At 71.0% G+C, this 24,433-nt stretch carries 17 protein-coding genes, 1 pseudogene and 1 riboswitch; of the genes and pseudogenes, 7 read left to right on the top strand and 11 right to left on the bottom strand.

Going from position 1 to position 24,433, the window contains the following annotated elements; all coding sequences use genetic code 11:
* Positions 1-20 precede the first annotated feature (20 nt).
* The 4 genes from ACIGXJ_RS16255 to ACIGXJ_RS16270 form a co-directional block, all read right to left on the bottom strand.
* A complete protein-coding gene (locus ACIGXJ_RS16255) occupies positions 21-1,523 on the bottom strand; it encodes a glycoside hydrolase family 3 protein (protein WP_399645198.1) in 1,503 nt (500 codons plus the stop codon).
* A 9-nt stretch (positions 1,524-1,532) separates the two neighbouring features.
* Entirely contained in the window at positions 1,533-2,399 is an 867-nt protein-coding gene (locus ACIGXJ_RS16260) for a carbohydrate ABC transporter permease (RefSeq protein WP_399645201.1), read from the bottom strand.
* The gene (locus tag ACIGXJ_RS16265) at positions 2,396-3,379 is read right to left on the bottom strand and encodes a carbohydrate ABC transporter permease (protein ID WP_399645203.1); all 984 of its coding nucleotides are present in this window, start codon (positions 3,377-3,379) and stop codon (positions 2,396-2,398) included. Before ACIGXJ_RS16265 ends, ACIGXJ_RS16260 begins: the two co-directional genes overlap by 4 nt.
* A 140-nt stretch (positions 3,380-3,519) precedes the next feature.
* Complete coding sequence (locus tag ACIGXJ_RS16270; protein ID WP_399645205.1) at positions 3,520-4,806, bottom strand: extracellular solute-binding protein; 1,287 nt, start codon at positions 4,804-4,806, stop codon at positions 3,520-3,522.
* Positions 4,807-5,229: 423 nt separating this feature from the next.
* Between ACIGXJ_RS16270 and ACIGXJ_RS16275 the strand changes: the two genes are divergently transcribed.
* From ACIGXJ_RS16275 to mctP, 3 genes are all read left to right on the top strand, one after another.
* Positions 5,230-5,994 (top strand): GntR family transcriptional regulator, encoded by a 765-nt coding sequence (locus ACIGXJ_RS16275; RefSeq protein ID WP_399645207.1) that lies wholly within the window; start codon positions 5,230-5,232, stop codon positions 5,992-5,994.
* A gap of 136 nt (positions 5,995-6,130) precedes the next feature.
* A complete protein-coding gene (locus tag ACIGXJ_RS16280) occupies positions 6,131-6,385 on the top strand; it encodes a DUF3311 domain-containing protein (RefSeq protein WP_399645209.1) in 255 nt (84 codons plus the stop codon).
* Positions 6,382-7,998, top strand: coding sequence for a monocarboxylate uptake permease MctP (gene mctP / locus ACIGXJ_RS16285; RefSeq protein WP_399645211.1), 1,617 nt, complete (start codon positions 6,382-6,384; stop codon positions 7,996-7,998). Before ACIGXJ_RS16280 ends, mctP begins: the two co-directional genes overlap by 4 nt.
* 110 nt (positions 7,999-8,108) lie before the next feature.
* Here the strand turns inward: mctP and ACIGXJ_RS16290 are convergent, their stop codons facing one another.
* Positions 8,109-11,729 carry an NACHT domain-containing protein gene (locus ACIGXJ_RS16290; RefSeq protein WP_399645213.1) on the bottom strand — a complete coding sequence of 1,207 codons (3,621 nt, stop codon included), beginning with the start codon at positions 11,727-11,729 and terminating at the stop codon, positions 8,109-8,111.
* 126 nt (positions 11,730-11,855) lie between these two features.
* Between ACIGXJ_RS16290 and ACIGXJ_RS16295 the strand changes: the two are divergent.
* From ACIGXJ_RS16295 to ACIGXJ_RS16310, 4 genes and pseudogenes are all read left to right on the top strand, one after another.
* Positions 11,856-12,383: pseudogene (locus tag ACIGXJ_RS16295) on the top strand (GNAT family N-acetyltransferase).
* 24 nt (positions 12,384-12,407) lie between these two features.
* Positions 12,408-12,564, top strand: a riboswitch (cobalamin riboswitch).
* 121 nt (positions 12,565-12,685) lie between these two features.
* Positions 12,686-15,037: a ribonucleoside-diphosphate reductase subunit alpha gene (locus ACIGXJ_RS16300; RefSeq protein ID WP_399645215.1), complete on the top strand. Its 2,352-nt coding sequence runs from the start codon at positions 12,686-12,688 to the stop codon at positions 15,035-15,037.
* On the top strand, positions 15,037-16,050 hold the full coding sequence (locus ACIGXJ_RS16305) for a ribonucleotide-diphosphate reductase subunit beta (protein ID WP_399645217.1): 1,014 nt from the start codon (positions 15,037-15,039) through the stop codon (positions 16,048-16,050). The genes ACIGXJ_RS16300 and ACIGXJ_RS16305 overlap by 1 nt, the downstream gene beginning before the upstream one ends.
* 226 nt (positions 16,051-16,276) lie before the next feature.
* Positions 16,277-17,242 (top strand): GlxA family transcriptional regulator, encoded by a 966-nt coding sequence (locus tag ACIGXJ_RS16310; protein WP_399645219.1) that lies wholly within the window; start codon positions 16,277-16,279, stop codon positions 17,240-17,242.
* A gap of 12 nt (positions 17,243-17,254) precedes the next feature.
* Here ACIGXJ_RS16310 and ACIGXJ_RS16315 read toward each other — a convergent pair whose 3' ends face one another.
* The 6 genes from ACIGXJ_RS16315 to ACIGXJ_RS16340 all read right to left on the bottom strand — a co-directional run bounded on the left by ACIGXJ_RS16315 (position 17,255) and on the right by ACIGXJ_RS16340 (position 24,369).
* Positions 17,255-18,628, bottom strand: coding sequence for a cytochrome P450 (locus ACIGXJ_RS16315; protein WP_399645221.1), 1,374 nt, complete (start codon positions 18,626-18,628; stop codon positions 17,255-17,257).
* Positions 18,625-19,707, bottom strand: coding sequence for an epi-isozizaene synthase (gene cyc1 / locus ACIGXJ_RS16320; RefSeq protein ID WP_399645224.1), 1,083 nt, complete (start codon positions 19,705-19,707; stop codon positions 18,625-18,627). The genes ACIGXJ_RS16315 and cyc1 overlap by 4 nt, the downstream gene beginning before the upstream one ends.
* Before the next feature lie 294 nt (positions 19,708-20,001).
* On the bottom strand, positions 20,002-20,652 hold the full coding sequence (def, locus tag ACIGXJ_RS16325) for a peptide deformylase (RefSeq protein WP_399645226.1): 651 nt from the start codon (positions 20,650-20,652) through the stop codon (positions 20,002-20,004).
* 71 nt (positions 20,653-20,723) lie between these two features.
* A complete protein-coding gene (locus ACIGXJ_RS16330; protein WP_399645974.1) occupies positions 20,724-21,704 on the bottom strand; it encodes a tetratricopeptide repeat protein in 981 nt (326 codons plus the stop codon).
* A gap of 107 nt (positions 21,705-21,811) precedes the next feature.
* Positions 21,812-23,068, bottom strand: coding sequence for an HD-GYP domain-containing protein (locus ACIGXJ_RS16335; RefSeq protein WP_399645228.1), 1,257 nt, complete (start codon positions 23,066-23,068; stop codon positions 21,812-21,814).
* Positions 23,065-24,369: an HD-GYP domain-containing protein gene (locus tag ACIGXJ_RS16340; RefSeq protein WP_399645230.1), complete on the bottom strand. Its 1,305-nt coding sequence runs from the start codon at positions 24,367-24,369 to the stop codon at positions 23,065-23,067. The genes ACIGXJ_RS16335 and ACIGXJ_RS16340 overlap by 4 nt, the downstream gene beginning before the upstream one ends.
* Positions 24,370-24,433: the final 64 nt, after the last annotated feature.

Below are 24,433 nucleotides of genomic sequence, written 5' to 3' on the forward strand. Positions count from 1 at the left end.
CGCCTTTCACGTCATAGGGTCTATGCCCCCGCGATGACCTCCGCCGCCGCCCTGCCGCAGACGCGGGCCGCACCGTGGGTGGCGATGTGCAGGGCGCCCCGGGCGGGGGCCTGGGGCAGGCCCATCTCGACCACGATCGTGTCGGGGCGTTCCCGCAGGAGGGTGTCGAGGGCGGCGCCCATCCACGGGTGCCGGTGCTCGTCGCGGACCACGGCGACGATCCGCCGCTCCCCCGCCGCCTCCAGGGCGGCACGGCCCGCGTCGTCACCGGTGTGGGTGCCCTGCCCGGTGCCGGGCAGGAGGGCGGAGAGTTCCGCGGCCACGCCCCAGGGGGTCTCGTCACCGACCGCGATGTTGGCGACGGGGGTGAGGGTGGCGACGTAGGGCGCCTGTGTGAGGGGCGTGAAGCCGGCCGTGCCGGTGACGCGCAGGGCGCGGCGGGCGGCGCGCAGTCCGACCTCGGGGTCGGCGCCCGCGGCGGCCCCGCCGGCGCCCGCCGCCGTCCAGCGGGCCAGCTTCCGTACGCGCTCGGCCGCGTCGGCGAGGCGTTCCTCGGGGAGTTCGCCGGCGCGGACGGCACTGACGAGGGCGTCGCGCAGCCGGCGGACGGTCTCGTCGTCGTTGAGGCCGCCGCCCACGCAGATGGCGTCGGCGCCGGCGGCGAGGGCGAGGACGCTGCCGCGTTCGATGCCGTAGGTGGAGGCGATGGCCTGCATCTCCATGCCGTCGGTGACGATGAGGCCGTCGTAGCCGAGCTCGCCGCGCAGCAGGCCGGTGAGGATGCGGTGGGAGAGGGTCGCCGGGTGCTCCGGGTCCAGGGCGGGGACCAGGATGTGGGCGCTCATCACCGCGCGGGTGCCGGCGGCGATCGCCGCGCGGAACGGGGCGAGTTCGCGCTCGGCCAGGACGTCGGCGTCCACGTCGATGCGGGGCAGGGCGTGGTGGGAGTCGACGTTGGTGTCGCCGTGCCCGGGGAAGTGCTTGGTGCAGGCGGCGACCCCGGCCGACTGCAGGCCCTCGACGTAGGCGGCGGTGTGCCGGGCGACCAGGGCCGGGTCGGCGCCGAAGGAGCGGACGCCGATCACCGGGTTGTCGGCGTTGGAGTTGACATCGGCGGACGGGGCCCAGTCGAAGTTGACCCCGCAGGCGGCGAGGCGGCGGCCCAGCTCGTGGGCGACCTCGCGGGTGAGGGCGACGTCGTCCACGGCGCCGAGGGCGTTGTTGCCGGGGAAGCTGGACCCCGTCCGCACCTCGAGGCGGGTCACGTCACCGCCCTCCTCGTCGATCGCGACGAGCACGTCGTCCCGCTCGGCGCGCAGCTGGGCGGTGAGCGCGGCCAGTTGCTCGGGCGAGGCGATGTTGCGGCCGAACAGGCCGACGGAGGCGAGGCCCTCGCCGAGGCGGCGCAGCAGCCAGTCGGGGGCGGTGGTGCCGGGGAAGCCGGGCTGGAGGACGGTCAGCGCGTCCCGGGTCAGGCCGTCTCTCGCGTGGGACGCGGGTGTGCCGCTGGCGAATGTCGTCATCGGATGGCGTTATCCCTTCACGGCGCCGGCGGTCAGGCCCGCGGCCATCTTGCGCTGGACGAGGAGGAAGAGGACGACGATCGGCACGGCCATGAGGGTGGCGCCGGCCATCATCGGGGCGTACTCGGTGCCGTGCTTGGTGGTGAAGTTGCCGAGCCAGACGGTCGCGGTCTGGTTCTGCTGGCTGAGCAGCATCAGGGCGTAGAGGTACTCGTTCCAGGCCTGGATGAAGCCGTAGACGGAGGTGGCGACCAGGCCCGGGGCGAGGAGCGGGAAGACGACGCGGACGAAGGCGCCGGTGCGGGAGCAGCCGTCGACCATCGCGGCCTCCTCCAGCTCCTTGGGGATGTTGACGATGAAGCCGCGCAGGGTCCACACCGTGAACGGGAGGACGAAGGTCAGATAGGTGATGATCAGGCCGGTGAGCTTGTCGTACTGGCCCAGGTCGTTCAGCAGCAGGAAGACCGGGATGATCATGGCGACCAGCGGGACCATCTGCACCGCGAGGATGCCGACGATCACGATCTTGCGGCCGCGGAAGGCGAACCGCGAGATGGCCAGCGCGGCGAGCAGGCCGATCGCGATGCCGATCAGGACCACGACCACGGAGACCACGAGGCTGCGCCCGACCGGGCCCCAGAAGTCGGCGATGTCCAGGGCGCGGTCGAAGTTGGACAGCGTCAGGCCCGTAGGGAACAGGCTCGGGTCGGGGTCGATGGCGTCCTTGGCGGGCTTGAACGCCGTGTTGAGCATCCAGTAGACGGGGAAGCCGGTGACGGCGAAGACGAACAGGCCGACGAGGTTCCAGCCGAGCTTGGAGCGCCCCGGGCGGCGGCCCTCGGACTTCGAGGGGCCCTTCACAGCGGTCGCGCTCATTCGACCTCTCCGATCTTCAGCATCTGACGCATGTACACGGCCACCACACCCAGCAGCAGCACCACGGTGATCAGGGCGATCGCCGCGCCCTGGGCGTAGTCGTTGACCACGAAGGCGCGGTCGTAGGAGTAGGTGTTGAGGATCTGGAACTCCGGCTCGGGATGGCCGTTGCGCATCACGAAGACCTGCGGGAAGACGCCCATGTCCCAGATGACCGACAGGGTCGTGAGCATCACGATGATCGGCTTGAGGATGGGCAGGGTGACGTACCGGAAGACGCCCCAGGCGCCGGCTCCGTCGAGACGGGCGGCCTCCTCCAGCTCCTTGGGGACCTGGGTGAGTCCGGCGCTGAGGGTGATCACCACGAAGGGCACGGCGCCCCAGACGACCAGGAGCATGATCACGGTGAGGCCCTGGGTGCCGCTGGCGAACCAGTTGTGGCCGATCAGGTCGACGCCGGGCAGCTTGCTCAGGACGGCGTTGAGGATGCCGTAGTCGGCGTCGAAGAGCCACTTGAAGACGGTGGTCGCGACGATGACGGGCATGCCCCAGCTGGCCACGAGCGCGATGTTGATGAGGGTCTTCACCCAGCCGGAGACGCGCTGGAGCAGCAGGGCGATCAGCATGCCGATGACCATCGTGAAGATCACCGCGCCGGCCGCGAAGAGCACCGTGCGCAGGACGACGGTCCAGAACTCGCTGTCGCCGAGGACCTTGGTGAAGTTCTCGAAGCCGACCGACTCGGCGGGCTGGAAGCCCCACAGCTGGGGCTGGCCGAACTTCTGGAAGGAGAGGGTGACCAGGCGGACCAGCGGATAGCCCATGACCAGGGCGAGGATCAGCAGGCAGGGCGCGAGCAGCAGCCAGGCGGTGGCGGCCGGGCCGTACGTCCGTTTCGCGCGGGGCCGGTCGGGCGCGGCCGGCGGCGGTGCCTGCCGCGGCGGCGGCACCTTGGCAGGGGTGGTCGTGTCGGCACTCATCGCGCGCTCCTCAGCGGGTCCCTCAGGTCGTACCGGTCGTACGGGGTGCACATGGCCTACGTGGCGTACGTGGCGTACGTGGCGTACGTGGCGTACGGAAAGACGGCGGGGCTCCGCCTGCAACGGAGCCCCGCCTCAGGTCACTTGGTGTTGATGACCTTGTCGATCGCGGCGTCCGCGTCCTTCGCGGCGGCCTCGACCGACTTCTTGCCGGTGCCGATGGACTGCAGCATGGTCTGCAGGACCTGGGCCTTCTCGACCTGGCCCCAGCCGGGGGCCATGGGGACGAACCAGTTGGACTCGGCGGCGGTGGCCGGGACGGCGGTCGCCGGGTCGTTCTTCAGGGGGGCGAGGTCGTTCTTGTTGTTGGGCAGGTTGCCCTTGGCCACCAGGCCCTTCTGGCCGGTGGTGCCGGTGAAGGCGTTGATCCACTCGGCGGCGACGTCCTGCGCGTCGGACTTCACCGGGACGGCGAGGTCCGAACCGCCCAGGAAGACCGGGAGGTTCTTGCCGGACGGGCCGGGCATGACGAAGTTCTCGACGTTGCCCTTGAGCTTGCCGGTCTTGTCGTTCTTCGGGTCCGCGGCGCTGCCGCCCTCCCACGCCGGGGCGAAGATCATGCCGGACTTGCCCTGGCCGTAGACGATGTAACGGTCGGCCTCGTCCTTGGTCTTGTCACCGTGCATGTAGGTGTCGAGGACCTTCTTGAACTCGTTCAGGCCCTTGAGGGACTCCGGCGAGGAGAGGTTGCCCTTCCACTGGCCGCCCTCCTCCTTGGCGATGGAGCCGCCGGCGTCGTAGACGAAGGACATGGCCGCATACCAGTCGCGGGAGGGCTGGTACCAGGCGCTGAACTTGTCGCCCTGCTTCTTCTGCACCTTGTCCAGGGCGGCGGTGAGCTCGGCGTAGGTCTTCGGGGCGGCCTTGACGCCGACCTCGGCGAAGACGTCCTTGCGGTAGTTGCCGACGCGGGTGCCCGCGTAGTACGGCACGCCGTAGGTCTTGCCCTCGTACGTCACCGAGTCCTTGAGGCCGTCGAGCCAGGCGTCGGACTGGTCGAACTTCGCCGGGTCGACCGGGGCGAACGCGCCCTTGACGACGTACGGGAGCATCTCGGTGTTGCCCATCTCGACGACGTCGGGGGCCTTGTCCGTGGCGAGGACGGCGTCGAGCTTGGCGTTCTTGTCCGGCCAGCCGTAGTACTCGTGCTTGATCTTGATGCCGGGGTGCTTCTCGGCGACCGCGTCGTCGGCGGCCTTCACCAGCTCGGGCCAGTTGTTCTGCGCGTCGACGGTCAGCCAGACGGTCAGCTCCTTGACGTCCCCGCCCTTGCCGCCGTCGCTGCCCTTGTCGTCGCTGTCCCCGCACGCCGCGATGGAGAACATCATGCCCGCGATACCGATCGCGGCTACCAGCTTGCGCTTCACGCCACCCTCCTCAGGGATGCCACAAACCCCCCTCGTCCCCCCGGGTGTTGGCGTCAACGCCGTGCGAATCGTCCGTGGGGCCGGGACCTGGACCAATGGTGTAGACCAGTACGGGGAGCTTGGCCCAGACCAATAGGGCTGTCAAGGGTGTTCAAGCGGGCTGTTGGCGTCCGTGATGGGACCGAGATATGCAGGGACCTTTCATTCCGCAAGCGACCAAACGGACGGACCACTGCCACTGGACCACCGCCCCCGAGCGGCGCGCTGGACTAGACCAACGGGGGCCCCGCCGGTATACAGAGAGATCACGGAGCGTGCGGAGGACACCCACACAGGTCACCCACCCACGAAGCCGTGCCACGATGTGAGCCGCGGCCGATGGGATGTCGGTCGCTTCGGCACCCGGAGCCGGGAAGGCAGAGCATGAGCACCGACGTCAGCAGTGCGGAGAACGAGGGTGGGGCGACCGTCCGTACCGCGCGCGTGCCCAAGTACTACCGCCTGAAGAAGCACCTGCTCGACATGACGGAGACGCTGCCGCCCGGCACGCCCGTCCCGCCCGAGCGCACGCTGGCCGCCGAGTTCGACACCTCCCGCACCACCGTGCGCCAGGCCCTTCAGGAACTGGTCGTCGAGGGCCGGCTGGAACGCATCCAGGGCAAGGGCACGTTCGTCGCCAAGCCCAAGGTCTCCCAGGCGCTGCAACTGACCTCCTACACCGAGGACATGCGCGCCCAGGGCCTGGAGCCCACCTCCCAGCTGCTCGACATCGGCTACATCACCGCCGACGACCGGCTCGCCGACCTGCTCGACATCACCGCGGGCGGCCGGGTGCTGCGCATCGAGCGGCTGCGCATGGCCAACGGCGAGCCCATGGCCATCGAGACCACGCATCTGTCCGCAAAGCGCTTCCCCGCCCTGCGCCGCTCGCTGGTCAAGTACACGTCCCTCTACACCGCCCTCGCCGAGGTGTACGACGTCCATCTCGCCGAGGCCGAGGAGACCATCGAGACCTCGCTGGCCACGCCGCGCGAGGCGGGCCTGCTCGGCACCGACGTGGGCCTGCCGATGCTGATGCTGTCCCGGCACTCCCTGGACCGCGAGGGCAAGCCGGTGGAGTGGGTGCGCTCGGTGTACCGGGGCGACCGCTACAAGTTCGTGGCCAGGCTGAAGCGCCCCGCCGAATAGCGGTCCGAGCACCCCGCCGGGTAGCGACTTTGTAAAGCCGGTGCCGATATACGGACGAGGGGTTCCGCACGCGCGACACCGTGACCTAGATTGCCAGCCCATTACGCAGGTGATCAGTGAGGGGACGGAGTCGCCGATGTCGCAAGCTCCTGAAGTGGACAGAGGGCCGGTGGTGACGCCTGTGCGCGTCGTCATCGGCCTCTGCCTCGTCGCACCGTTCGTCGCGATGCTGTGGGTCGGCTCGTACGCAAAGACCGACCCGTCCTTCGCGGGCATCCCGTTCTTCTACTGGTACCAGATGGCCTGGGTCGTCATCTCGACCGCGCTGACGATGATCGCGTACAAGCTGTGGCAGCGTGACCAGCGCGCCCGCCGGGGAGGCTCCAGGTGAACGACGGGGTCAACGGCGTCGCGCTCGCCGTCTTCATCTTCTTCTTCCTGGCCGTCACGGTCATGGGCTTCCTGGCCGCGCGCTGGCGCAAGGCCGAGAACGAGCACAGCCTGGACGAATGGGGCCTGGGCGGCCGGTCCTTCGGCACCTGGATCACCTGGTTCCTGCTCGGCGGCGACCTCTACACGGCCTATACGTTCGTGGCGGTGCCGGCGGCGATCTACGCGGCCGGCGCGGCCGGCTTCTTCGCGGTGCCGTACACCATCCTGGTCTACCCGCTGATCTTCACCTTCCTGCCCCGCCTGTGGTCGGTGTCCCACAAGCACGGCTATGTGACGACCTCCGACTTCGTGCGCGGCCGCTTCGGCTCCAAGGGCCTGTCGCTGGCCGTCGCGGTCACCGGCATCCTCGCGACCATGCCGTACATCGCGCTCCAGCTCGTCGGCATCCAGGCGGTGCTGGACGTGATGGGCGTGGGCGGCGGTGAGGACACCAACTGGTTCGTCAAGGACCTGCCGCTGCTGATCGCCTTCGGCGTGCTGGCGGCGTACACCTACTCCTCGGGTCTGCGCGCCCCGGCCCTGATCGCGTTCGTCAAGGACACGCTGATCTACCTCGTCATCGCGGTGGCGATCATCTACATCCCGATCAAGCTGGGCGGCTTCGACGACATCTTCACCAAGGCCTCCGAGGCGTTCGGCCAGACCAACCCGGCCACCGGCAAGCCACGCGGCGCGCTGGTGCCGGCCGAGGCGGGCCAATGGACGTACGCGACGCTGGCGTTGGGCTCCGCGCTCGCCCTGTTCATGTACCCGCACTCGATCACCGCGACGCTCTCCTCCAAGAGCCGTGACGTGATCCGCCGCAACACCACGATCCTGCCGCTGTACTCCCTGATGCTGGGCCTGCTGGCGCTCCTCGGGTTCATGGCGATCGCGGCCGGCGTCAAGGTGCAGAACGGCCAGCTGGCCATCCCGCAGCTGTTCGAGGACATGTTCCCCGACTGGTTCGCGGGCATCGCCTTCGCGGCGATCGGCATCGGCGCCCTGGTCCCCGCGGCGATCATGTCCATCGCGGCGGCGAACCTGTTCACCCGCAACATCTACAAGGACTTCATCAAGCCGGACGCGACGGCCGCCGACGAGACGCGCGTGTCCAAGCTGGTGTCCCTGCTGGTGAAGGTGGGTGCCCTGGTCTTCGTCCTCACCATGGACAAGACGGTGGCGATCAACTTCCAGCTGCTGGGCGGCATCTGGATCCTGCAGACCTTCCCCGCCCTGGTCGGCGGCCTCTTCACCCGCTGGTTCCACCGCTGGGCGCTCCTGGCCGGCTGGGCGGTCGGCATGCTCTACGGCACCGTCGCCGCGTACGGCGTCGCCTCCCCGACCCAGAAGCACTTCGGCGGCTCGGCGAAGGAGATCCCGGGGATCGGCGAGATCGGCTACATCGGCCTGACGGCGTTCGTGCTCAACGTGGCCGTCACGGTGATCCTCACCTTCGTGCTGAAGGCGGCGAAGGCCCCCGAGGGCATCGACGAGACCCGCCCGGGGGACTACACGGCCGACGCCGGCGACCCGGGCGTGAAGCAGGAACTGCCGCTCGACGCCCACTGAGGGCGCGCCCCGAAGGGGCGCGGGAACCGCACGAGCAGCACAACGGACAACGGACATCGGACAACGGACATCGGACAGCGGGCCGCCGGCCTCAGCGCAACGGCGGCCCGCTAGTCGCGTGTCCGCAGGGCCATCGCGTCCCAGAACCGGTCCAGCTCCCCCACCCGCATCCCCACCCAGGCCGGCGTCTTGCGCCGGAACGCCCGCGGCAGGTACCGCCGCACCCGCCCCGGCAGCAGCGCCTGCTGCTGCCGGCAGAACGGCTCACGGATCTCCCCCCGGGGCACCCCGCCCCGCGGCGGATACGGGCAGAGCTGGAACTTGCAGTCGGGCAGGCACGCGCTGCCCGGCGCGGGCGGGACTGCGGTGCCCACCCGAAGATCCGGCCGCAGCGGCGAGCGGTTGGTGCGGATGCACGGCGGCAGGGGCATCCCCGGCTGCTCGGCACGGGCCATCCGCTCCTCGACCTCGTCGGGCGTCCCGTCCCGCTCCACGAGGTTCAGCATCACCAGTACGTCGGCGACGAGCCGCTGGGCGCGCGGGTCCAGGGTGCTCCAGCCGACCGAGGGCGGAATCCACAGGGAGTGCTTGCGGTAGGCCCCGCGGTCGTCGATGCGGGAGCCGATGGTGTCGGCGACCCCCTTCTCGTCGATCCACACAAACCGCTCGGGCTGGCCGGTCTCCAGCGCGAGGGCCACCAGATCGCCCGCCTCGGCCACGAACGGGTGCAGGTGACGCCGGTGCGCGTCGTCGTCCGGCCCGGCCCTGCCGGGCGGCCGGTTCACCGTGCCCGCCATGGACAGCCAGCGCTTCACGGTCTGGACGGCGTGTGTGTCGCCGATCGCCCGGGGCGCCTCGGACATGCCGTCCCCGTCCTCGCCCGGCCCCGCCGAGGACGCGCGCCCGCGCTCATGGCGGCCGACGCTGTCCGGCAGCTCCCACAGGCACAGCGCCTGGAGCAGGCTGAGCTGCGCGTACCAGCACCGGGACTGCTGGAGCACGGTCTCGGCCGTGCGGATCAGGTCGGCCCGGGCGCCCGGGTAGGTGGCCGGGTGGCGTTTGCGCCGGTTCGCCGCGTACTTGAACCCCTGTGCCAGCGCGGATTCCAGGGCGAGCGGCAGATCGGGGGTGCCGCCGGTGGCGTTCGGGTCGAGGTGGCGCAGCCATCGGGTCAGACGCTCCCGGGCCTCGTCGCGGTGGGAGTCGTCGACGGAGCCCAGCAGCATCGGGACCATCCACGCGCGCATCACGAACTCGCGGAGCAGTTCGACCCGTTGCTGCCGGTGGCGGCGGGTGAGCCGCTGACGTGCGCGCTGGAGCTCGGCGATGCGCTCGCAGGAGGCCGCCGGCGAGGTGGTGCGCAGGGCTCGCGCCCGCGCCATCTCCCGCACCCACACCTCGAAGTCCTGACGCTTGCGCGCCTTCAGCCCGGCGACCCGCGCGGCGTACTCCTGGACGGGGTCGCTCCGCAGGCCGACCCGGCTGCGGATCACGGCGAACGCCGCGTTGCCGCCGGCGCCGAACTCCTGGGCGGCGGACATCCTGATGGAGTACGAGGGTTCCGAGACGCCGATCTCGAAGAGCCGCTCGTACAGCGGCGTGGTGTCGATCCGGTCGCCGGTGGCCCGCAGGGCCGCGCCGAGCTGTTTGATGACGGCCCGTTTCGCCTCCTCCAGGGTGCGCTGGTCGCCCCTGATGCCGCTCCAGTGCTTGCGGACCTTGCCGACGATGTCCTTCAGCAGGGCGGGGTCGTCCTCCACGCTCTCGATCTCCAGGGCCGCCGCGTACAGGTCGAGGGACTTGGGGTCGTCGGTGCGCCGGTCGGCGGCGGCGCACAGGCGCTGGGTGAGGGTGCGCGGGGTCACCGGCGCCTGCCGCACCTGTTCCTTCATCCGCTTCTTCGCCTCGGCGCGCACACTGCCGCCCTCGACCGACAGGTCCGCCGCCCGCCGCCGGGACTGGAGCACCAGCGCGATGAGCAGCTCACGGCTGGGGCCGGGCGGCTGCAGCGCCTGCTCGGCCAGCCGGGCGGCGCCGCGCTCGCCGAGGTGGTTGAGGACGCGGTAGCCGAAGTAGGCCTGCATGATGCTGTGCGGGAAGCGCACCTTGCGCTCGAAGCCCTCCACCAGCCGGAGCCTGATCGCGTCGCCGGTCAGGCGGGCGAGCAGCGCCCGGCACTGGTTCACGTCCCCCTCGCGCAGCCGTCTGGCGTTCTCGTCGCTGAGCCGCTCGCACAGCGCGTCCCAGATGCGCTGCCGGTGCCACTCGGTGAAGACGTTGCCGTTGCTGCCGTACCGGTCGAACCTGTGCCGCCCGTTCCACATCCGCTCGGCCTGGGCCCGCGCGCGGCGGCCGGTGCCGAGGTGGGCGTTGCGGTCGATCAGCTCGGCGAGGCCGACCTCCAGCTTGTCCTGGAGCAGGCCGAGGCAGGCCAGGGCGGAGACCACCTCCACGGTGTCCCGGCGCTCGTGCGGGGAGAGGGCGACGTCCTGACGCAGTCTGCCCTCGCACAGGGTGTGCTCCCAGGTCTGGAGCAGCCACAGGCGCAGCATGCTGCGGTCCCAGCTGCGGGTGTCCAGCCGGTCGGGGTCGTTGCGCGGGCGGTCGCGTTCCAGGGCGCCGTGGCGGTGCAGTTCGCGGGCGATCTGGAGGTAGATCGGCGACTCCGTCATCTCGGCCGTCTCCACGATCCAGTCCAGCCGCCGCGCGTCCGTCTCCGGGATGTCCGCATCGACGAAGAGCAGCGCCTCCTCCTCACTGAGCGGCTCCAGCTCCACGATCGCGGCGGAGGTGCTCTCCAGCGGGCTGTGCGGCCGGGAGGCGATGACCAGGGGCAGTTTCTCCCGGTGGGCGCGCTCGATGGCCCGGCGGATGACGTTGTCCCGGTTCTGCTGGAGGTCGTCGTCGAGGAGGGCCTCCTCCAGTCCGTCGGCGATGACGACGAGCTTGTCGTCGGCGAGCAGCTGCTGCCAGACCCGGTCGGTCTTGGTGCGGGCCAGCACGCCGTGCGGCGCCTCCTCGGCGAAGCGGCGCCGGGCCAGCTGCTCGAAGTTCAGCTCGGCCCCGTCGAGAGAGTCCCGCAGCCGGATCGGCACCGGCACGGCGTGCTGCCGGGCGAGCATCTCGGTGAGCCGTACCAGGACGGCGGTCTTGCCCACGCCGACGCCGCCGACGAGCAGATAGGGCCGCCGTGTGTCGCGCTCCCGCAGCCGTTCCGCGATGACCTCGGCGATCTGCTCGCGGCCGACGATCCGCTCGCTGTCCGGGCCCGCGGTGGGCACGAGTCTGCGCGGCTGCTCACGGGCCTTGGTGAGGTAGCGCCGCTTGGTCCAGCGGTACCACCAGAACAGGAAGAGGGCGGCGGCGATGGAGGCGGTGAGGACGGGGCCGACGAAGCGGACGATGGTGTCGAAGCCGTCGTTGTCGTTCCAGGTCTCGAAGGCGGTGGTGTGCTGGGAGACGAGGATGTACACGCCCTCCGCGCACCAGGCGAGCACCGCGAACAGGGCGATCAGCCAGACCACGCGCGTCGCGTTGGTGTAGGACAGCCATCTGCGCCACTTCCTCGGGCGCGTGGTGCCGCGGCGGGCCTCGAGCCGGATCGTCAGGGCGTGCCAGTCGCGCAGCAGTGCGTGTCTGATCCTGCTCGCCGCGCGTCTCAGCTCCAGCGTGGCCATCGGCGCGTCGGGGGGCCGCACTTTGCCGGGAGGGTGACGGACGACCCTCGTCATTGCGTGCTCCCTCCGGAAGAGCGTTCCTGGACGGAGGATCACCATGGACGTCGACACCCATTTCCATGGAAGCACTCCAGGGTGGTCGCGCAACTCGGCCGCGGGAGGCCAGGGAAGGCCGCCGCGGTGCCGGGCCCGTCGGGCACACCAGGGCGCCGGGACATACCGATCAGGCCCGTGGACCCCGCGGAGTGCGGGGTGGCCGGCGAGGTCACCGCCGAGGCGTATCGCCAGGACGGCCTCCTCACCTTCGGCGGGAGCGACTGGTAGCTCGGCGAGCTCAGGGACGTCGCGAAGCGGGCCGCCGCGGACGTCCTGGTCGCGGTGGTGGGCGACAAGCCGCTCGGCTGCGTCACCTTCGTGCCGTCGGCCGGTCCTCTGGCCATCCGGCCGGCCCAGGGGAGGCCGAGATCCGCATGCTCGCGGTCGCCCACGCCGCCCGGGGCCGGGGAGTCGGCGAGGCCCTCGTCCGGGCCTGTGCCGCCCGCGCGAGGGCCATGCGGGGTGCACGGCGGTCGTCCTGTCGACCCAGCCCGCCATGGGCGCGGCCCGCCGCCTCTGCGAACGCGTCGGTTTCGTGCGTGCCCCGAGCGCGGCTGGCGGCCTGTCCCGGGCAGCGACTTCACTCTGCTCACCTACGAGTTGACGCTCTGAAGTCACGCGGCGACACAACATATGGGGGTGTCACCCGCACCCGGCACTAGATGTATGCTCATGCTCGCTGTCGTCGCAGGGGAATCCGGTGTGAATCCGGAACTGTCCCGCAACGGTGTGCCTTGTGCGCGTTCGTGCACAGGCGTCAGTCCGAGGACCTGCCGACAGTGGCCCCGGCCGACCGGTCGGGTGCCCCGACGTCCGGGCCTCGCGGAATGGGCCGGTGGACGCGGCGCCGCGTGCGCTCGTGTGCCGCCATGCCCCTCGCGCGGGCCCCGTGCCGAGCGAGGGAGAGCCCCCACGTGACCATCGCGCCAGCAGACCCGGCCTCAGCCGTCCCGACCGACGAGGACACTCCGGGAACGGCCTTGCTGCGGACCCTGACCGAGCTGACCGCCGACCTGCCCGACGCCGACCCCGGCCGGGTGGCCGCCGCCGCGCTGCGGGGCCGGTCCGCCCGGGCCGACGAGGCGGAGCTGCGCGAGCTGGCCACCGAGGCGGCGGCCGGGCTGATCTCCGAGGACCCGGCCTACTCCCGGCTGGCCGCCAGGCTGCTGACGGTCTCCATCGCCGCCGAGGCCGCCTCCCAGGGGGTCACCTCCTTCACCGGGTCCGTGGCCGTCGGTCATCGCGAGGGTCTCATCGCGGACCGCACCGCCGAGTTCGTACGACTGCACGCCGAGCGGCTGGACGCGCTGGCCGACCCGGCGGCCGACGACCGCTTCGGCTACTTCGGCCTGCGCACCCTGCACAGCCGCTACCTCCTGCGGCACCCGCACACCCGCAAGGTCGTCGAGACGCCGCAGCACTTCCTGCTGCGTGTGGCCTGCGGCCTGGCCGAGGACGACACGGTCCGCTCCGTCGACGAAGTCGCCGCGCTCTACGGGCTCATGAGCCGGCTCGACTACCTCCCGTCCTCCCCCACGCTGTTCAACTCCGGCACGCGGCACCCCCAGATGTCGTCCTGCTACCTCCTCGACTCCCCGCTGGACGAGCTGGACTCCATCTACGACCGCTACCACCAGGTCGCCCGCCTGTCCAAGCACGCCGGCGGCATCGGTCTGTCGTACTCCCGTGTCCGCAGCCGGGGTTCGCTGATCCGCGGCACCAACGGCCACTCCAACGGCATCGTGCCGTTCCTGAAGACCCTCGACGCCTCGGTCGCCGCCGTGAACCAGGGCGGCCGCCGCAAGGGCGCCGCCGCGGTGTACCTGGAGACCTGGCACTCCGACATCGAGGAGTTCCTGGAGCTGCGCGACAACACCGGCGAGGACGCCCGCCGTACGCACAACCTGAACCTCGCGCACTGGATCCCGGACGAGTTCATGCGCCGGGTCAACGCCGACGAGCAGTGGTCGCTGTTCTCCCCCGCCGACGTGCCCGAGCTGGTCGACCTGTGGGGCGAGGAGTTCGACGCCGCCTACCGCAAGGCCGAGGAAGCGGGCCTCGCGAAGAAGACCATCCCCGCCCGTGACCTCTACGGCCGTATGATGCGCACCCTCGCGCAGACCGGCAACGGCTGGATGACCTTCAAGGACGCCGCCAACCGGACCGCCAACCAGACGGCGCTGCCCGGCCATGTCGTCCACTCCTCCAACCTCTGCACGGAGATCCTGGAGGTCACCGACGACGGCGAGACGGCGGTGTGCAACCTGGGTTCGGTGAACCTGGGGGCGTTCGTGATCGACGGTGACATCGACTGGGAGCGGCTGGACGCCACCGTCCGCACGGCCGTCACCTTCCTCGACCGGGTCGTCGACATCAACTTCTACCCGACCGAGCAGGCGGGCCGCTCCAACGCCAAGTGGCGCCCGGTGGGCCTCGGCGCGATGGGCCTGCAGGACGTCTTCTTCAGACTGCGCCTGCCCTTCGACTCGCCCGGGGCGAAGGCCCTGTCCACGCGGATCGCCGAGCGGATCATGCTCGCCGCGTACGAGGCGTCCGCGGACCTCGCCGAGCGCAACGGCCCGCTGCCGGCCTGGGAGAAGACCCGCACGGCGCGGGGCGTGCTGCACCCCGACCACTACGACGTGGAGCTGACCTGGCCGGAGCGCTGGGCGGCGCTGCGGTCCCGGATCGCCGAGGTCGGCATGCGCAACAGCCTGCTCCTCGCGATCGCCCCGACCGCGACCATCGCCTCCATCGCGGGCGTGTACGAGTGCATCGAGCCGCAGGTGTCCAACCTGTTCAAGCGCGAGACGCTGTCGGGCGAGTTCCTCCAGGTCAACTCCTACCTGGTGCAGGACCTCAAGGACCTGGGCGTGTGGGACGCCCGCACGCGGGAGGCGCTGCGCGAGTCCAACGGATCGGTGCAGGGCTTCGCGTGGATCCCCGAGGAGGTGCGGGCGCTGTACCGCACGGCGTGGGAGATCCCGCAGCGCGGCCTGATCGACATGGCGGCGGCCCGTACCCCGTTCCTGGACCAGGCGCAGTCCCTGAACCTGTTCCTGGAGACGCCGACCATCGGCAAGCTCTCCTCGATGTACGCGTACGCCTGGAAGTCCGGGCTGAAGACGACGTACTACCTGCGCTCGCGCCCGGCGACCCGGATCGCCCGCGCCGCGCAGGCGACCGTCCCCGTCCAGCAGGCCGCCGACCCCGAAGCGGTCGCCTGCTCCCTTGAGAACCCCGAGTCCTGCGAGGCCTGCCAGTGATGTCCGACCGCAACACCAATCTCCTCGACCCGGGCTTCGAGCTGACCCTGCGCCCCATGCGCTACCCCGACTTCTACGAGCGCTACCGGGACGCGATCAAGAACACCTGGACCGTCGAGGAGGTCGACCTCCACTCGGACGTCGCGGACCTCGCGAAGCTGACGCCGGCGGAGCAGCATCTGATCGGCCGTCTGGTCGCGTTCTTCGCGACGGGCGACTCGATCGTGGCGAACAATCTGGTGCTGACGCTGTACAAGCACATCAACTCCCCCGAGGCGCGGCTCTATCTGAGCCGTCAGCTGTTCGAGGAGGCCGTGCACGTCCAGTTCTATCTGACGCTGCTGGACACCTATCTGCCCGACCCGGACGACCGCGCGGCAGCCTTCGACGCGGTGGAGAACATCCCCTCCATCCGCGAGAAGGCCGGGTTCTGCTTCAAGTGGATCAACGAGGTGGAGAAGCTGGAGCGGCTGGAGACCAAGGCCGACCGCCGCCGCTTCCTGCTGAACCTGATCTGCTTCGCCGCGTGCATCGAGGGCCTGTTCTTCTACGGCGCCTTCGCGTACGTCTACTGGTTCCGCAGCCGGGGCCTGCTGCACGGTCTCGCCACGGGCACCAACTGGGTGTTCCGCGACGAGACGATGCACATGTCCTTCGCGTTCGACGTGGTCGACACCGTCCGCAAGGAGGAGCCGGACCTCTTCGACGACCAGCTCCAGCAGCAGGTCACCGACATGCTGCGGGAGGCGGTGGAGGCCGAGCTGCAGTTCGCCCGCGACCTGTGCGGGGACGGCCTGCCCGGCATGAACACCGAGTCGATGCGGCAGTACCTGGAGTGCGTCGCCGACCAGCGGCTGGTCCGGCTGGGCTTCGCGCCGGTGTACGGCTCGGAGAACCCGTTCTCCTTCATGGAGCTCCAGGGCGTTCAGGAACTGACCAACTTCTTCGAGCGGCGCCCCTCGGCGTACCAGGTCGCCGTGGAGGGCACGGTCGACCTCGACGAGGACTTCTGAGTCCGCGTCTCGCGCGCGGACGCCTCGTTGAGCTGACGGTCGATCCGGCGCTCGTGGACCGCCCCCACGAGCGCCGGCCCGCCGAGGACGAGGAAGAGCAGGACGACTCCGAGGTATTCCATGAATGCGTTCATGTCGTCAGTGTCGTCCGCCATGAACACACCTGACAGTGGCAGGACTGCCGCACACCCTCGATTTCCTGCCACTCGCGCGGCACACTGGGGGCATGCTGCACAACGTGGCCGCCGTCCTGCTCGACGGCGTGCACCCCTTCGAACTGGGTGTCGTCTGCGAGGTCTTCGGCCTGGACCGCAGCGACGCAGGCCTTCCGGTCTACGACTTCGCGGTGGTGTCGGCCGAGGGCCGCTCGCTCACCACCCACGTCCCGGGCCTGTCCCTCTCCACGCCGTACGGTCTGGACCGGCTGGAGGAGGCCGATCTGATCGCCCTGCCCGCCGGGAGTGACTTCTCGGTCCGGGAGTATCCGCCCGCGTTGCTGGACGCCCTGGTCAGGGCCGTGGAGCGGGGCGCGAGGGTGCTCAGCGTGTGCTCCGGCGTCTTCGTGCTCGGCGCGGCCGGGCTGCTCGACGGGCGCCGGTGCGCCGGACACTGGCAGCACGCGGAGGAGCTGACCCGGCGCTTCCCCCGCGCGACGGTCGAGCCCGATGTGCTGTACGTCGACGAGGACCCGGTGATCACCTCGGCCGGCACGGCCGCCGGCATCGACGCCTGTCTGCACCTGGTGCGCAAGGAGCAGGGGCCCGAGGTCGCCAACGCCATCGCCCGCCGCATGGTGGTGCCGCCGCACCGGGACGGCGGGCAGGCGCAGTTCGTGGACCGGCCGCTGCCCGCCGCGCCGTGCGACACGGTCGGCGAGGTGCTCGCCTGGATGGAGCGCAACCTCCACGAGGAGGTCACCGTCGAGCAGCTCGCCGAGCGCGCGCACATGTCCCCGCGCACCTTCGCCCGCCGCTTCCAGCAGGAGACGGGCACGACTCCGTACCGCTGGATCCTGCGCCAGCGGGTGCTGCTGGCCCAGCGGCTGCTGGAGGCGACGGACGAGACGGTCGACGCGATCGCGGGCCGGACCGGCTTCGGCAACGCGGCCGCGCTGCGGCACCAGTTCGTCCGCACGGTGGGGGTCACCCCGCAGGCCTACCGGCGCACCTTCCGGGGGCCCGAGGCGGCCTGAGGGCCGGAGGTCTCACCGCGGGACGGGCCTGAGCAACAGCTTCTGCGGGCGCAGGGTGATGCCGACCCGGGTGGCGTCGTCGGAGCCGGGCACCTGCTCGAAGCGGTACTTGGCGGCCAGCGCCGCCGTGATCAGCGTCAGCTGGGCCATCGAGAAGTGGTCGCTCGGGCACTTCCGATTGCCCACGCTGAACGGGCTCATGGCGTATTTCGGCACGTCCTTGGCGCGTTCCGGAAGCCAGCGGTCGGGGTCGAACTCCAGGTTGTGCGCGTATGAACGCGAGTCGCGCTGGATCGCGTACGGGCTGTAGACGATGTCGGCCCCGGCCGGAATGCGATAGCCGCCGAGTTCGGTGTCGGTGACCGCCCGCCGGGTCAATATCCACACCGCCGGTCGCAATCGCATCGCCTCGACGACGACATTGTTGGTGTGCGTGAGCCCGCGGACGTCGCCGAATGCGACGGGACGAGTGCCACCCGTCACGGATTCAACTTCTCGCTGCACCTTGTCGGCATGCTCGGGATGTTCCGCGAGCACCTGCAGCAGCCACATGATCGTGGACGCGACGGTTTCGCTTCCGGGGGTGAGTATGGCGACCACCTGGTCGTGGATCTCCTGTTCCCCGATGGGGTCGCCATTCTCGTCCTTCGCCTCCAGCAATGCCGTCAGCAAATCGTCGGGCCTTTGCCCGGAGGCGCGCCGCTCGGCGACGATCTCGTCGACGAGGAGATGCAGATCGGCCAGGGCCCGGTTGAATTCCCGGTTGGCCGGAAGCGGCAGCCGGTACAGCGGGCCGAGCGGCACCACCATCCGCCGGTACATGCCCTGGAAGACGACGGCGAGCGCGTTGCACAGCCGCTCGGCGCGCTCGTCCATGTACTCGCCGCGCAGCAGGCAGCGGGCGGCGATGCGCACCGCGACCCGGAACGACTCGTAGGTGCAGTCGACGGTCCGGCCGGGCTGCCAGCGCTCGGTGAGGGCGTGCGCCTCCTCCTCCATGATCGGGCCGTAGTTCGGGATCGCGTCCAGCCGGAACGCGGGCTGGATGGTGCGCCGCTGCCGGCGGTGGCGCGGCCCGTTGGCGGTGGCCACGCCCTCCTTGCCGAGCAGGCCCTCCAGCGACTCCCACAGCGGGCCGTCGATCTTGAAGTCGGGGCTGAGGGCGAGTGCTCCGGTCAGGTCCGGGGTGGTGACGGCGTAGACCGTCTTGGGGCCGAGCCTGAGGCGGACGACGTCGCCGTGCTCGCGCAGCCGGGACATGAAGCTCAGGGGGTCGCGGGCCAGCTTCCAGCCGTGGCCGAGGAGCGGGACCCCGCCACCGGCCAGGGGCGGCTCGCGCAGTGCGCGATTTTCGGCCTGCGCGGGCTTGACGGACTCGACGGTCATTTCTCACCTGCCGCTTCGTTGTTGACGTACGGGGGTGTGGCGCGGTCGTCCCAGCTGTCGACCCGGTAACGGCCGGACTCGTGGTGGAACCAGTACACGGAACTGAACCAGTTCCGCATATTTCCCAGGCAAGCGCGTACGGCAGTGCTCAGTTCCTTTCCCCGTACGGTTCCGTCGGCGAGGCCGTCCGCGAAGTGCAGCGCCTCCCGCTCGGCCACGAGGAATTCGTCTATGCATTCCTGTACGCGTCGGCGCAGTTCCACGATCGCCTCTTCGAGCGTCAGCCCCTCATGGGTGATGAGGCTGATTCCGAGATTGTGGACCTCGTCGCCCGCGATTTCCTTGGGAAGTGAGCAGAGGTCGTTGTACCAGGCGGCGAATTCCTGGCTCAGCAGGGCGGACCGCCGATATGCGGGGTGTTTTCTCACGGTGTCCGGGAGTTCGAGTTCCGCGCTCGGCTCCAGCAGGTCGGTCCAGATCCAGTGCGCGAAGGTCAGCCGGCGCAGGGCGAGGTATTCCTCGACCGTGGGGACGTACCCTTCCGTGCGGTTGCGGAATTCACGGTCGTAGGCCTCGATCACCTCGTGGAAGTGCCGGGCGAAGCGCGCGTTCCAGGTGCCGGGCAGGAAGGCGTACAGCCGCTGGACGCTGTCGGCGAACCCCGACACCAGCGGGTCGGGGTGGTGCAGATGGGACGCCGGAGAGTCCAGAGCCACGTGCAGGCGCTGCCGCAGCCGTCCCCAGGCCGCGGATCTGCCGTGCACGATGTCGCGGTCGTGACGGTCGTCCCAGACGAAGAACCACGCGCTGTAGTCCGCTATCGCCTGCAGGACCGCGTCGGGGGCACCGATGTAGTACCCCGCCATGAGGTCGGTGTAGCACAGGCCGTCGGCATATTCCTCCACCTTGTCCGCGGGCATGAGCCGTTTTTCCAGCAGCCAGGTGCGGGTCTTCTCCTGGAGCCGCGGCCAATACGGGTGCAGTCGCCGGGGAAACGCCGCCTCGATCACCGGCAGAGAGAGTGATGGTGGGACCGCGAGCGCCGTCGTCGATGTGGTGCCGTGTGGGAAAGAAGACACGAACAAACCCCTCTCAGCCGACCAGAGTGCGCACACCCCTCCCGCTGTGCCGGGCGTGCGCCGTTGCGTATCCCCGCACTTCCCATTCAGCACCACAACTGACCGTTCTGGGAACGGATTTGCTCCATTCACTACCCCGGCATGCTGAGAAGCACCCCTTGTGTGACTGTTGTGAGCAGCCTCGGGGTGCTATGGGAGCGAACGTGCGACGGACAGGCGAACGGGAGAAGACGGACGGCGCCCGCCCGGGGTCAAGTCCCGGAGGGGCGCCGTCCGTCGGCGCTCGGCAAGGGGTCAGTCGTTGGCGACGACCGGGTAGCGGGGCTCGTTCTCGGCCATCTGCCGCAGCGCGTCCTTGCGGTCGCGCTTGGAGAGCCGGTCGATGTAGAGGTACCCGTACAGGTGGTCCGTCTCGTGCTGCAGGCACCGGGCGAAGTACCCCGTGCCGCGCACCTTGATGGGGTTGCCCTTCTCGTCCTGCCCGGTCACCTCGGCGTAGTCGGGGCGGGCGAGCGGCATGTACGCCGTCGGCACGGACAGGCAGCCCTCGTTGCTGTCGTCCAGCCGGCGCCGGTCCGCGGGCAGTTCGACCAGCTTCGGGTTGCAGACGACGCCGACGTGCCGGACGCCCTCGTCGTCCGGGCAGTCGTAGACGAAGACCTTCTTGTCCACGCCGATCTGGTTGGCGGCCAGGCCCACGCCCTCGGCGGTGCGCTGGCTGGCGAACATGTCCGCGACGAGCTGCTGGAGCTCCTCGCCGAAGTCGGTGACGTCCTGGCACTCCTTGTGCAGCACCGGGTTGCCCACGACCGTGATCGGCCGCGAGGTGCCCGCCTCACGCCACGCCTGCTCCCGCCCCTCGGTGTCCTCGGTGTCGATGACGAAGCCCTCGTCGTCCACGGGGAGCACGCCCGCGTGCTGCTGATCGGTGTCCTGCTGCGCCATGACCGACGTATGCCTTCCTGCAAGCTGGAGAAATCGATGCGAGTACAGCCTAAAGGTGCTGTCCGGCTCCCTCAGCAAACCTCTTCGAGATCCCGCCAGTCCCGGGAGTCAGGGCTGTCCGCGACCCATCCGTCCAGCAGACCCCTCACCAGCGAGGCCGGCGCGGCCACACCGCACTCGCGCTCCGGCACCCACAGCTGCCCGTCGGTCCGGTGCCCGAGCGGCCCGGGATGCCCCGGCTCGCTGTGGTCGTGCGGGTCGAGATGCTCCCCGTCGCCCTCGTCGGCCGGCATCCGCGACTCGGAGCACATCCGGCACAGCAGCCGCACCGACGACGACCAGTCCTCCGCGGCGAACCCGGCGTCGGCGGCGAGCTGCTCCAGCGCGTCCCGGTCCGCCTCGGTCGCGGCCTCCAGCAGCACGACCCAGGTCGGCACCGGCGACGGCGCCCACAGCTCTATCTCGTCGAAGACCGGGTAGGCGTGCCCGGCGGAGGTGGTCCGCTCGCCGTGGGGCACGCCGTCGTGCAGGACGACCTCGCCCCAGCGGCGCCCCGACGACGGCAGCGGGATCGACAGCACCTCGATACGGGCCGGGTCCAGCCGCCGCCCCCACACCACCTCGGCCTCGCCCTCCGGCGACAGCCGTACCGCGGCGCTGCCCAGGTCCATCCCGACGGGTTCGCCGGAGTCGGCCGCGCCGCCCGGCACGGGCAGCCCGTACGCCTGCCAGGCGCGCCGGGCCAGCGGCCAGTCCTGCAGGGCGGTCGCGGCGATGCCGACGTTCCACCAGTCGGGTGCGCCGGCGTCCCGGTCCAGCAGGGCGACCGCGCGCAGCCCGGCCGTGCGGGCCTGCTCCCAGTCGTGCCGGAACTTGTGCAGCAGGGCGAGGTTGAACCAGGACTCCGACAGCCAGGGCTCCAGGTCGGCCGCCCGTGTCAGCAGCGCGCCCGCGTCCTCGTAGCGGCCGTCGCCGATCAGCGTGAACGCGCGGTCCGTGGCCTGCCGCCAGGAGGCGGAGGGCCGGTGCCGTCCCTTGCCGAAGATCCTCACGATTCCCGCCTGCCAGTTCCGTGGAGTGGGCTGGCCAGTGCCCCCGGACACTCTCTCTCCTTCGCATCCAACCACGTACGGCCGGAAGGGCGCTCATTACCCATGGGTTACCCAGTCAGGGGCAGGGTCAGACAGTCCCTGGCCAGCACGCGTGCCAGCGCTTCCACCACGTCCGGCGCATAGTCCCCGGCCGTCCCGAGGCGCAGCTCCTCCAACGCCTCCAGGGCCTTCAGCGGCCCGGACGGCCCGGCGCCGTGCGCCTTCTCCTCGTAGGCGTTGACCGCCCGCACGATCCGCGCGGCGAGCGGCTGCTCCCGGTAGGGGTCGGCCTGCCGCTCGACGACCACGGCGACCGCCGCGTCCACCCCGGTCCGCCGTACGACGGCCCCGCCGAGCAGCGCGATGCGCCTCTGCTCGTCCGGGGGCAGGCCCGCGGTGGCGCCGTCCGGGACCGGGTCGACCAGGCTGAGCTGGCCGATGTCGTGCATCAGGGCGGCGTGCTCCAGGACGGTCAGCTCGGGCCCGGACAGCCCCAGGTCCCGGCCGACGGCGAGGCTGAGCGCGGCGACGCGACGGGCGTGGCCCACGGGGGTGTATCCGGCGATCTCGGTGGCCCGGGCGAGGGAGGCGATGGTCTGCCGGTAGGTGGTGCGCACGGCGGCGTACCGGCGCAGGGACAGCTGGGTGAGCAGCAGGGGCAGGCTGAACACCGGCAGCGCCCACAGCCCGACGACGGCGACCGCGAGGGCCATCACCACACCGGTGGCGACGACGGCGGTGCCGATGCCCGGCATGGCCCGCAGTTCCTCCCGCAGCAGCGGGGCGAACGGCCAGCCGGTACGGGAGCGCGCGAGCGCCGCGGCGAGCACGGCGTCGCACAGCGCGGTCAGGGCGAGCAGCGCCACCAGCAGCAGGGCGTAGGCGGGACCGCTCCAGGTGTCGAACACGCCCTGGTTGTAGAGGGGCTGGAAGCACACCGCGGCGAACCCGACGGTGAGCACCCGCCGGGCCAGCTGGTCGGCGCTCGGCCCGCGCCCGCACGCCGTGTGCGGCACGCTGCCGGCCAGCATGCCCGCGAGCACCACACCGACGACCTGCGCGACACCGTGCTCGCTGTTCCGGCCCGCGTGCTCCCCGAGCAGCGCGTACGCCAGCGCCCCCGCGCCCCCCAGCGGCGCCGCCTCCCGCACCTGGGCGCCCGTCCACCGGGCCAGCTCCCCCACCGCGACGAGCACGCCGAAGGCCACGGCGGCCTGCCGCTCCACCAGCCCGGTGTCCAGGGTGACGCCGAGCGAGACGACGGCCACGAGGGCGGCGCCGCCGTGCACGAGCACGAGGAGCGGCGGGTGCCTCGGGGCGGTCACCGACGCGCCCCCGTCCGCCCCCCGGCGGGCGCGCGGGGCCGGGGCGGGTGGGGCTCGTCCGAGGTGACCGCCGGATGCCAGCCCTCGCGGCGCAGCACCCGGCACAGGGCCGTGACCATCCGGGGGTCGAACTGCGCGCCGGCGCACCGCTCCAGCTCGGCGAGGGCCGCCTCCACCGGGCGGGCCCGGCTGTAGGAGCGGGTGGAGGTCATCGCGTCGAAGGCGTCCGCGACGGCCACGACCCGCGCCGGTTCGGGGATCTGGTCGCCGACGAGCCCGTAGGGGTAGCCGCTGCCGTCGAGGCGTTCGTGGTGGTGCAGCACGGCGGCGCGGGCCTCGCCGAGGAAGGAGATGCCGCGCACGATCTCGTGGCCGTACTCGGGATGCAGTTCGATCACCCGCCGCTCCTCCGGCGTCAGCGGCCCGTCCTTGCGCAGCAGCCGGGTGGGCACGCCGAGCTTGCCGACGTCGTGCAGGATGCCGGCGAAGCGGACCAGCTCGACGCGCTCCTCGTCCATGCCCAGCTCGCGGGCGATGAGCATCGACGCCTGTCCGACCCGCTCGCTGTGCCCGCGGGTGTAGCCGTCCTTGATGTCCACGGCCTGCACGAGCGCGCGGATGGTCGCCTGGTGGGCGGCGCGCTCGCGGTGGTACTGGGCGAACACCCACCAGGACACACACATCGGCAGCAGCACCAGCAGCGCGGCGACCGGCCCGTAGGGGCTGCGCCACAGCACGGCCATCATCAGCCCGGCGAGCCCGTGCACCGCCAGCGGCCCGAGCGAGCGCCGGAACAGACCGCGCCAGGCCCGTCGTACCGGAACATGCTCGGCGAGCGCGAGGATGCCGCCGTCCAGCAGGGTCAGCGCCAGGCAGAACGCGACGACCGCGGCGCCCGCGGGCAGCAGCGCGTACGGCAGGTCGGAGGTGGCGACGGCGTCCCGGCCGTCCAGCCACCGGTGCGTCCAGGAGGCGGCCCACACGGCGAGCGAGAGCTGGGCGGCCCGCCAGATCCGGCGCGGCAGGAGGGGCCGCCGGTCGGCACCGGACAGCAGCGCCCCGGGCAGCGCGACGAGCGCGGCGGCGGGCGGCGGCAGCAGAAAGGCCCCGGCGAGCAGCACGGGGTAGAAGGTGCCGGCGAACCAGCGGCGCGCGATCCGCTCCCCCGCGGCGTACAGACCGGCGAGGAGGGCCACCGCCCCCCAGGGCGCGTGCACGCCGGGCAGCGGGAACAGCCCGCACAGGGCGACGAGGGCGACACAGGCGACGTACGCCCGCGCCCGTCCCGGTATCGCCTCCATGACCGCCCCTCCCCGGGCACGCCCGTGCCTGTCCGGGCTCGGAGCCTAGGGCGGGGAGGGAGGC

It is taken from the genome of Streptomyces sp. NPDC053367, assembly GCF_044545925.1.
Lineage (GTDB): Bacteria > Actinomycetota > Actinomycetes > Streptomycetales > Streptomycetaceae > Streptomyces.